This window comes from Anaerosporobacter sp. (assembly GCF_965301125.1).
Genome location: NZ_CBDLAM010000109.1, coordinates 1,754 through 10,661, shown reverse-complemented (window position 1 = coordinate 10,661; position 8,908 = coordinate 1,754). Strand labels below are relative to the sequence as shown.

At 34.1% G+C, this 8,908-nt stretch carries 10 protein-coding genes and 1 pseudogene; 10 read left to right on the top strand and 1 reads right to left on the bottom strand.

Annotation, left to right across the window (positions count from 1 at the left end):
- From ACW2QF_RS12370 to ACW2QF_RS12325, 10 genes and pseudogenes are all read left to right on the top strand, one after another.
- Positions 1-570 (top strand): tetratricopeptide repeat protein (locus ACW2QF_RS12370; RefSeq protein ID WP_455716311.1); only part of this gene is annotated, 570 nt, incomplete at its 5' end.
- A gap of 142 nt (positions 571-712) precedes the next feature.
- Positions 713-1,063 (top strand): anti-sigma F factor antagonist, encoded by a 351-nt coding sequence (gene spoIIAA, locus ACW2QF_RS12365; protein WP_455716310.1) that lies wholly within the window; start codon positions 713-715, stop codon positions 1,061-1,063.
- A gap of 23 nt (positions 1,064-1,086) precedes the next feature.
- Entirely contained in the window at positions 1,087-1,524 is a 438-nt protein-coding gene (gene spoIIAB / locus ACW2QF_RS12360; RefSeq protein WP_455716309.1) for an anti-sigma F factor, read from the top strand.
- A gap of 60 nt (positions 1,525-1,584) precedes the next feature.
- On the top strand, positions 1,585-2,301 hold the full coding sequence (gene sigF, locus ACW2QF_RS12355) for an RNA polymerase sporulation sigma factor SigF (RefSeq protein WP_455716308.1): 717 nt from the start codon (positions 1,585-1,587) through the stop codon (positions 2,299-2,301).
- Between the two features lie 163 nt (positions 2,302-2,464).
- Positions 2,465-2,719 (top strand): hypothetical protein, encoded by a 255-nt coding sequence (locus ACW2QF_RS12350; protein ID WP_455716307.1) that lies wholly within the window; start codon positions 2,465-2,467, stop codon positions 2,717-2,719.
- The gene (locus ACW2QF_RS12345) at positions 2,716-3,345 is read left to right on the top strand and encodes a stage V sporulation protein AA (protein WP_455716306.1); all 630 of its coding nucleotides are present in this window, start codon (positions 2,716-2,718) and stop codon (positions 3,343-3,345) included. Before ACW2QF_RS12350 ends, ACW2QF_RS12345 begins: the two co-directional genes overlap by 4 nt.
- The gene (locus ACW2QF_RS12340; RefSeq protein WP_455716305.1) at positions 3,338-3,751 is read left to right on the top strand and encodes a stage V sporulation protein AB; all 414 of its coding nucleotides are present in this window, start codon (positions 3,338-3,340) and stop codon (positions 3,749-3,751) included. Before ACW2QF_RS12345 ends, ACW2QF_RS12340 begins: the two co-directional genes overlap by 8 nt.
- Before the next feature lie 97 nt (positions 3,752-3,848).
- Positions 3,849-4,328 (top strand): annotated as a pseudogene (locus ACW2QF_RS12335) (SpoVA/SpoVAEb family sporulation membrane protein).
- Between the two features lie 48 nt (positions 4,329-4,376).
- Positions 4,377-5,432 (top strand): stage V sporulation protein AD, encoded by a 1,056-nt coding sequence (locus tag ACW2QF_RS12330; protein ID WP_455716304.1) that lies wholly within the window; start codon positions 4,377-4,379, stop codon positions 5,430-5,432.
- A gap of 22 nt (positions 5,433-5,454) precedes the next feature.
- The gene (locus ACW2QF_RS12325; RefSeq protein ID WP_455716303.1) at positions 5,455-5,811 is read left to right on the top strand and encodes a SpoVA/SpoVAEb family sporulation membrane protein; all 357 of its coding nucleotides are present in this window, start codon (positions 5,455-5,457) and stop codon (positions 5,809-5,811) included.
- Positions 5,812-5,948: 137 nt separating this feature from the next.
- Here ACW2QF_RS12325 and ACW2QF_RS12320 read toward each other — a convergent pair whose 3' ends face one another.
- The gene (locus ACW2QF_RS12320; protein WP_455716302.1) at positions 5,949-8,669 is read right to left on the bottom strand and encodes a transglycosylase domain-containing protein; all 2,721 of its coding nucleotides are present in this window, start codon (positions 8,667-8,669) and stop codon (positions 5,949-5,951) included.
- Positions 8,670-8,908: the final 239 nt, after the last annotated feature.

The following is an 8,908-nucleotide window of genomic DNA, read 5'->3' as shown; positions in this document are numbered from 1 at the left end:
TATAATGCAAAAGTGGTAGATTTGAATTCGCAAATTGCAGTTAATAATAAAGAAGTTTCAGCTTTAGAAAGTGATAAAGAAAAATTACAAGAAACCATTGATAAGTTAGAAAAAGAGATGGATGATTTAAATAAAGAAACAGCCAAGTATGATGAAGCTTTATATGATAAGTTATTCAATGCAATTAAAGTATATATGTCAGGTGCAAGCCAAGATGATATTGTACAAGCATTGCTTGAAGTAGATATGACAAATATTGACCGAAAAGCAGCAGTTGAAGTATATAATTATATGATAGATAAGACATTTACCAATGCTGCAGCTTCAATTTATGAACAAGGTCATAATTTATATTCGAGATATAAGTATGAGGAAGCAATTGATGTGTTAAAGCAAGTAGTCTTAATTAATGAAGACAAAGTACCAGATGCATTGTATTTCATTGGACGTTCGTATCAAATGTTATCGGATAAAGAAAATGCTGCTAAGTACTATCAACAAGTTATTGATGAATACCCAGACTCTTCGAGAGTGTCACAAGCTAAGAGCCGTTTAGCTGAAGTGCAGTAAGTAAGAAAAGTCACCTTAACGAAAGAAAAGACAAGTACTTCTATATATGTATTTATATATTATAGAAGGAACGTCTTTTTTTATAAATATCATATGTAAAAATATGTAAACAATGAAAGGTAAGGAGAAGAGCAAAAGTAATATGGATTACACTAATATGGGAGCTTTTATGGAATTACGAGGCAGAAGTTTGTTGATTCAGATAAGTAAGGAGTTGGATCATCATAATGCTGTTACAATAAGAGAAAAAGCCGATCAACTTATTGATAAAAATTCGGTGAATCAGATAATATTTGATTTTAGTAATTCGGAATTTATGGATAGTTCAGGAATTGGAGTAATTATGGGTAGATATAAGAAAATTATATTTACTGGGGGAAAAGTAGCAGTAACGAATGTTAATTCTTCTATTGATCGAATCTTTAAGTTATCAGGATTGTATAAGATTATCGATAAATATGCAACGATTGAAGAAGCATTAAATTTGAAATAAAGAGGGAGAAAGGATAGGTAGATATGGACAGAAAGAATGCAATGTCTTTGGAATTCGATAGTAAATCAGAAAACGAAAGTTTTGCAAGAATTGTAGTAGCTGCTTTTGCTGCTCAGCTGAATCCTACAATCGAAGAAATTGCGGATATTAAGACAGCAGTTTCAGAAGCAGTTACCAATAGTATTATACATGGTTACGATGGTAGTGAAGGTAAGATTACTTTAACTTGTGCTATTGAAGGGAATAAAATTACTGTAATCGTTAAAGATAAAGGCAAAGGAATTCCTGATATTAAACAAGCAATGGAACCTTTATATACTACAAAACCAGAGATGGAGCGATCTGGAATGGGATTCGCATTTATGGAAGCTTTTATGGATGATTTAGAAGTGGTCTCTGCTCTTAATGAAGGAACAACTGTAACAATGACGAAAACCATTGAGGAAGTTAATTTGTTTTAATAAAAATAGAATAGAAAGGTTAGACAGTGGCGGTGATAACAGGAAAGGCAAGGTGCAAGCATGGACACACTGGAATTGATTAAGTTATCAAAAACTGGTGATAAAGAAGCAAGAGACCTGCTAGTCACGGAAAATGTTGGGTTAGTTTGGAGTATTGTAAGAAGATTTACTGGAAGAGGACATGAACTTGAGGATTTATTCCAAATCGGTAGTATCGGATTAATTAAAGCAATCGATAAATTTGATTTATCATATGAAGTTAAATTCTCAACCTATGCAGTACCAATGATTACTGGTGAAATCAAAAGGTTTCTCCGTGATGATGGAATGATTAAAGTAAGTCGTTCTTTAAAAGAAATTGCTGTTAAAGTAAAGATTACAAGAGAAATATTGAATAATACACTGAACCGAGAACCAACGATAGAAGAAATAAGTGCAGAGATTGATGTACCATCAGAAGACATTATTATGGCCCTTGAGTCCAATACGGAAGTAGAATCCTTATATAAGACAATCTATCAAGGTGATGGCAATGCAATTTTCTTAATAGATAAATTAGAACAAGTACAAGACGAGCATGAAAATGTTGTTGATAAATTGGCAATTCAGGAAATATTAGACACACTGGAACCAAAAGAACAAGATATAATAAAACTACGCTATTTTATGAATCGAACGCAATCAGATATAGCAAAGAAGCTTGGAATATCACAAGTACAAGTTTCTCGCCTAGAGAAGAAGATTTTACGTATAATGCGAGAAAAATTAATTGGATAATATGATTAAAAACACAATTTACCAGTATAAACAATATGTAAAAACAAATAATAACAGTAATGTAAGTAACATTACAACCATAGAAGCATCAATCAAAATAGTAAAATGATTGATGCTTTTCTAGTGCATAAGAAACGAAAGTTTCTTGAAGGAGATGAAAAAAGTGATTGCAAAGAGGAAAAAGTTTATTATTACTGGAGTTGTTATTTTGACTATGATTGCTATTATCTGTATCGTAATCGCTTATCGTATGAATGACGAAACGGACTATGTATTCGAAGGAACATTTGTTAATGCAGAAGAATCATATGAAGTGGCTGACGCCACTGTTAATAATTATGATGAACAACAGATACAAGATGATAGTGATGAGAAAGATTGTTTTAAAAGAAAAACAGGAGATTGTTTCTTTGTATGATACAAGAAATCGTTTATATAAAGATTCCGTTACGTGTCCTAGTAAATCATGAAAAGATAGTTTTAAAGGATATCGGTACAATTTACTGTGTGAATGAAAGATTGCAAAAGATATTAGAAGAGCTTGTGCTAATAGATAGGGTGTCACAGAAAAATTCACAGTATGCAGTTTCAATAATGAAAGTGATTGCGATAATTACTAAATTTGATCCTAATTTAAATGTAGTAAATTTAGGAGAAGAGGAATTTTTAGTTGAGTATCAGCCAGAGAAAGCACAACATAAGGCATTGGAATATATTAAGACAGCATTTGTTGCAGCAATTATATTCTTTGGAGCCGCTTTCTCCATTATGACATTCAATACAGATGTTAGTGTATCCGATGTTTTTGATAATGTATATAATCTCATAATGGGAGACAGTGGCAAGGGTAAAGGGATTATTGAATTCACCTATTCTCTCGGACTCCCTATTGGTATCTTAGTTTTCTTCAATCATTTTTCAAAAAAGAAGGTTAGAAGAGATCCCACACCGATACAGATTGAAATGAGAAAATATGAAAAAGATGTGGAGAATGCCATACTTAGTGATGCCAGTAGAGAAGGGAAGACGATAGATATTGATTAGATATTGTTTACTTGCAATTATTGGGTTTGCTGGTGGTGCGATTGTTGCAGCTGGTGTTTTTTCATTCATTACTTTACTAGGAGTTGTAAATCGATTGGCCTCAAAGACTAGTACAGCAAAACATATTATTTTATATGAGAATATGGTTATTTTAGGTGGAATATTAGGAAATACATGGTTTATATATCAATGGGATTTGCCGTTTGGAGTACTTGGTCTAATTCCATATGGATTATTTAGTGGAATATTTATAGGATGTCAGGCAATGGCACTTGCTGAAGTATTAAATGTAATTCCGGTTTTTGCAAAACGGATTAAGATAAAATATGGTATGCCGTATATTGTAGCTAGCATTGCAATAGGCAAAGCAGTAGGAGCATTTTTGCAACTATACGTATGGAGATAGAAGGCAATTTAAATTGCCAATAAGAATACAAGAAGAAAGGTGAGTATATATGCAAGAAAATAACAATAAGCAACCCGAGAATATGAATAAACCTTCCATGAAAGATGTATTAAATCAAACGGATGTTAATACAAGGCAACAGTTCTATAACCAATATGTAAAGGACGTAACACCAACACATAATTGGTTTGCAAATGTGTGTAAAGCATTTCTAGCTGGTGGCATTATCTGTACTATCGGACAGGGAAACTAGACTCTATATAAGGCAATGGGATGAACCCAGGCAGTTGCTTCCGTGTATAATATTATAACCTTAGTTGGTTTAAGTGCATTGTTCACTGGATTCGGTTGGTATGCAAAGATTGCTAAATTCGGTGGAGCAGGGACGTTAGTACCAATCACTGGTTTTGCTAATTCTGTAGCGGCTCCAGCAATTGAATTCAAAAAAGAAGGACAGGTTTTTGGTATTGGTTGTAAGATTTTTAATATAGCTGGTCCAGTAATTTTATTTGGTATCGTGTTTTCTTGGGTTTTAGGTGTTATCTATTATATCTTATTGCGTATGGGTATTGTTTAAAGGAAGGGTAGTAGCACGTAGTGTAATTGCTTGTGCTCGGGTGTGAATATGAGTCAGAAGATGATAGGAAGTCGTAGTGTTAAATTCGCTACTCCACCATATATTGTTGGAAGTTATAGTTTGGTAGGTAAGAAGGAAGGTGAGGGACCTCTTTCTTCTTACTTTGATGAGATAGATGAAGATCCCATGTTTGGTGGTCAAACATGGGAGGAAGCAGAGAGCCTATTGCAGTATAAGACTGCGAGTAAAGCTATTGAGAGTTCAGGGTATAAGCAAGAAGAAATAAGATATCTAGTTGCAGGTGATTTATTAGGACAGTTAATTGCTACCTCGTTTGGTGTTATGGATTTGCAGATCCCCTTGTTTGGGATATATGGAGCCTGTTCAACAATGGGTGAATCCATGTCTTTAGCAGCTACTTTGATAGAAGGAGGATTTGCAGATAAAGCTATGGCTTTAACATCAAGTCATTTTGCTGGAGCAGAGAAGCAATTTCGATTCCCTCTTGATTATGGTAATCAAAGACCACTTGCAGCGTCTTGGACTGTAACAGGTAGTGGAGCTGTTGTTATCGCATCTGAAGAAGAGATGCTAAAACATAAGGAGAAGAATAAACCACAAGATCCTTACATTAGTATAGTTGGTATTACGACAGGTAAAGTTATAGACTTTGGAATAAAGGACGCTATGAATATGGGGGCTTGTATGGCTCCAGCAGCCTGTGATGTAATCTATCATAACTTAAAGGATTTTAATTATAAACCAGATGAATATGATAAGATTATAACTGGTGACCTTGGTTATGTAGGAAAAGACATTCTTCTCGATATGTTGAAAGAAAAAGGATATGATATTACTAGTAGATACCTAGATTGTGGTATCGAAATCTTTAATAAAGAAGAACAAGATACTCATGCTGGTGGCAGCGGCTGTGGCTGTAGTGCTTCTACATTGACAGGATATATATTTAAGAAAATGAAAAAGAGAGAATGGAAGAAAATCTTGTTTGTTCCAACAGGTGCATTACTTTCTCCAGTCAGCTTTAATGAAGGCAACTCTGTGCCTGGTATAGCTCATGGAGTTATGTTAGAAGTAAAGGACTAGGAGAGAAAGGAGCTGTTTTATAATGGAATATATTAAGGCATTCTTAGTTGGTGGAGCAATATGTGCAATTGTTCAGATCTTTATGGATAAGACAAAACTAATGCCAGGACGTATTATGGTTATATTAGTTGGATTAGGTACTTTATTAGGCGCAATTGGAGTTTATGAACCATTTGCAAAATGGGCAGGTGCAGGTGCTACAGTTCCACTTATAGGGTTTGGATACACATTATTTAATGGTGTAAAGAAAGCGATAATAAGTGATGGTTTCATTGGTGTATTTATGGGTGGCTTTACGTCAGCAGCCGTAGGAGTTTCAGCAGCTCTAATATTTGGCTATATCGCATCATTAATTTTTAATCCTAAGATGAAAGAATGATAATTTTTTTCGATTGATGATATTTCAAGCAGCCGGCTGCTTTTAATATAGATTAGGATTTATATAACAAAGAAAGACTCACATAGGTTTATTGCCTGTGTGAGTCTTTCTTTGTTTATATACTTGATAAGGGAGATTTATTCTCCACCACCAGTATTTTGTCCACCTGAATTCCCATTACCCGAATTTGGTGTTGTTGGTATAGTAACATCTGGAATAGGAGGAATTACATCAGTTTCTGTATCCTCTTCCTCATCGTTATAAGATTCATCATCTGGTTCTGGCTCAACTTCTACATCTCCAAATGAAGAGGAAGAATGAATGTTACAATGTGAATCTTCTAAAGTTGAAGGTAACAAATACGGAGTATCTTTTGTTGCTCCTGTTTCATCTTTTATTAAATATACCTTTTCCACTACTTCACTGTCTGGACAATATTCAGTAGCTTGTAAACCAGATGCTTTACAGATTCTATACATAACATGAGCATCACAAACCTCTGTTGGAACAGTGCCTTTAGCAAAATACTCTGTCTTTACTGTGCTACCACCTTGAGCATGATTGCAGACACCATCTTTTGCTAATTTACCACTCTTAGTACATATAGTGGCAGTTACAATAGAGTCTGGCTTAGTAAATGTTTTAGTCTTATATCCTTTGTGAATCTTATTCATGATTAAATTCCATAATCGTTTATGATATGAAGTATTTACATCGCTTTGGCTACGATTGTTGTTATCATAACCACCCCAGATACCAGCAGTATAATAAGGAGTATAACCTACAAACCATAAATCCTTACTGTCTGTCGTTGTACCTGTTTTACCAGCTACAGGCATAGAACCTAAGTTAATATAGGAAGCGGCAGTACCAATTTTAACTACATCTTCCATAGCATCTGTTAATAAGAATGCTGTGGATTCTTTCATAACTTGACTTGTAGTTGGTTTGTTTTCGACTAAAACCTTACCATTGCTGTCACATATTTTTGTATATAATATAGGTTCTGTATAGACGCCATTATTAGCAATACTAGCATAAGCTGTGGTTAACTCTAAGTTTTTAACACCATAAGTCAAACCACCAAGTGCCATTGGTAAATTAATATCGGAGTGTACTTTACCATCTTCTGTTGTTACGCTATCAACGATAGTAGTAAAACCTAATTTCGTAAGGTAAGAATATCCTAGTTGAGGAGTAATTTGTTCAAGTGTCTTAACTGTTACAATATTATTGGAGTTCCATATACCTTCACGTAGAGTAGTAAGACCATTGTATACACCACGTCTCCAGTTGTTGACTTGTGTAGTTGTTCCAGGATACTTATAAGGGGCATCGTCTTGAACAGTGGCCAAAGTCATACCTGCATTATCAAGGGCAGGTAAATAAGTAGAAAGCACCTTGAAGGTGGAACCAGGTTGTCTTGGTGTACGAGTTGCACGATTTAATGTAAGACTACCTTCTTTTTCTCCACGTCCGCCAACTAATGCTAATACGTTACCATTATGTTGATCCATAAGAACGAAAGATACTTGTGGTTGTAAGGTGAAGGTTTTCTTTTCGCCCAGTAGTTCGTCACCTGGTTCTAATACAGATGCTTTAAATTCTTCTGTATAAGGATCAGCATCTTCTTTATTTTTAAAGAAAAGATCAATATCCTGGTGTTTTGAACTAAAATAGTTCTTTAGATGACCTTCCGAATAATTAATTGTTGTACCATCTGATTTCAATATTGATAAGGCATACGTTAATTCATAAATATGGTAGGCTTCAGGATAGTTAGATTCATCATTAATGACTGTGTCACATATTTGCTGAAGCTTTGTATCTTGTGTTGTATATATTCTAAGACCACCACGATAAATTGCGTTGATAGCCTGTGTTTCAGTGTAGCCTAATTTTTCTTGTAAATCTTCTTGTACTTGAAGAATAAGTTCGTCTACAAAATAAGAGTTTGTATCTGAATTAGTACTTATATGTTCTTCATTTACTAATTTAATTCTTTCGTAAACATCATCTTCTATTGCTTCATCATAGTCTTGTTGTGTAATTAGACCTTGTTCCAACATCTTACTAAGAATAATAGTTCTTTTAGCTGCATTATCTTCTGGATGTGTAATTGGATTAAGGTATACAGGGCTTTGTGTTATACCAGCAATTACGGCAGCTTCTGATAAAGTTAGGTCACTTACTTCTTTATTAAAGTATCGTAAGGATGCAGCTTGTACTCCTAACGTCCCTTGACCAAGGTTAATGGTATTTAAATAGTATTCAAGAATCTGTTCTTTATCTAGTTTATCTTCCAGCTTAATAGCCAAATACTGTTCTTGAACTTTTCTTTGAATTTTTTCAAAGAACTTTTCTTCATTACCACCTTCAAATACTTGATTTTTTAGAAGTTGTTGGGTAAGGGTACTGGCTCCTTCGGAAAATTTACCAGATTTAACACCAACAAAGAAGGCTCGGAAGATACCTTTTATGTCAATACCATTGTGTGTCCAAAAACGCTCATCTTCAGTAGCAATGAAGGCATTTTGAACATTTTCGGGAATTTTATCTAATTTAACATAGATTCGGTTGGCCTGAGAACCAATTAATTTTTGTATTTCATTTCCTTCGCTATCATATATTATTGTTGAAAAACCATCAGGTGCAACGTCAATGGAATCAATGCTAGGGGCACTGTCTAACATGCCTTTTAATGCACCAAGACCAGTGAAAGTACCTATTATTGATATAGCTACTATGCAGACAATACAGGTACGCAGAATGGAAATAATGGCTTTTCTCGATAATTTCTGCGAAGTGGAGTGTATATCATGCTGCTTATTCGCTGTACCACGTTTACTAAAGTCCATAATAAGCCTCCTTTTCGGTACTATTATAACAAAAAAGTGTATTAAAATAAAGTAAAATAATCTTGGTAAAAGTATTGCAATGTCAATGCAAATATATAGGTAATTTGTCTTATTGACTACATACTAGTATTGACAAAATATAAAAGATTAGACATTTTACAAAAATAGATAATATAAACAGTTTTTATAAGATAAATTACAAAATAAAATAAAAGTGTATCAAATCCACCTTAATATTC

Excerpts from the sequence above, each read along its gene's own strand:
- ACW2QF_RS12325 (WP_455716303.1), top strand. The coding sequence starts at position 5,455 with ATGGAATATATTAAGGCATTCTTAGTTGGTGGAGCAATATGTGCAATT.
- spoIIAB (WP_455716309.1), top strand. The coding sequence starts at position 1,087 with ATGGACAGAAAGAATGCAATGTCTTTGGAATTCGATAGTAAATCAGAA.
- ACW2QF_RS12330 (WP_455716304.1), top strand. The coding sequence starts at position 4,377 with ATGAGTCAGAAGATGATAGGAAGTCGTAGTGTTAAATTCGCTACTCCA.
- ACW2QF_RS12320 (WP_455716302.1), bottom strand. The coding sequence starts at position 8,669 with ATGGACTTTAGTAAACGTGGTACAGCGAATAAGCAGCATGATATACAC.
- spoIIAA (WP_455716310.1), top strand. The coding sequence starts at position 713 with ATGGATTACACTAATATGGGAGCTTTTATGGAATTACGAGGCAGAAGT.
- ACW2QF_RS12345 (WP_455716306.1), top strand. The coding sequence starts at position 2,716 with ATGATACAAGAAATCGTTTATATAAAGATTCCGTTACGTGTCCTAGTA.
- sigF (WP_455716308.1), top strand. The coding sequence starts at position 1,585 with ATGGACACACTGGAATTGATTAAGTTATCAAAAACTGGTGATAAAGAA.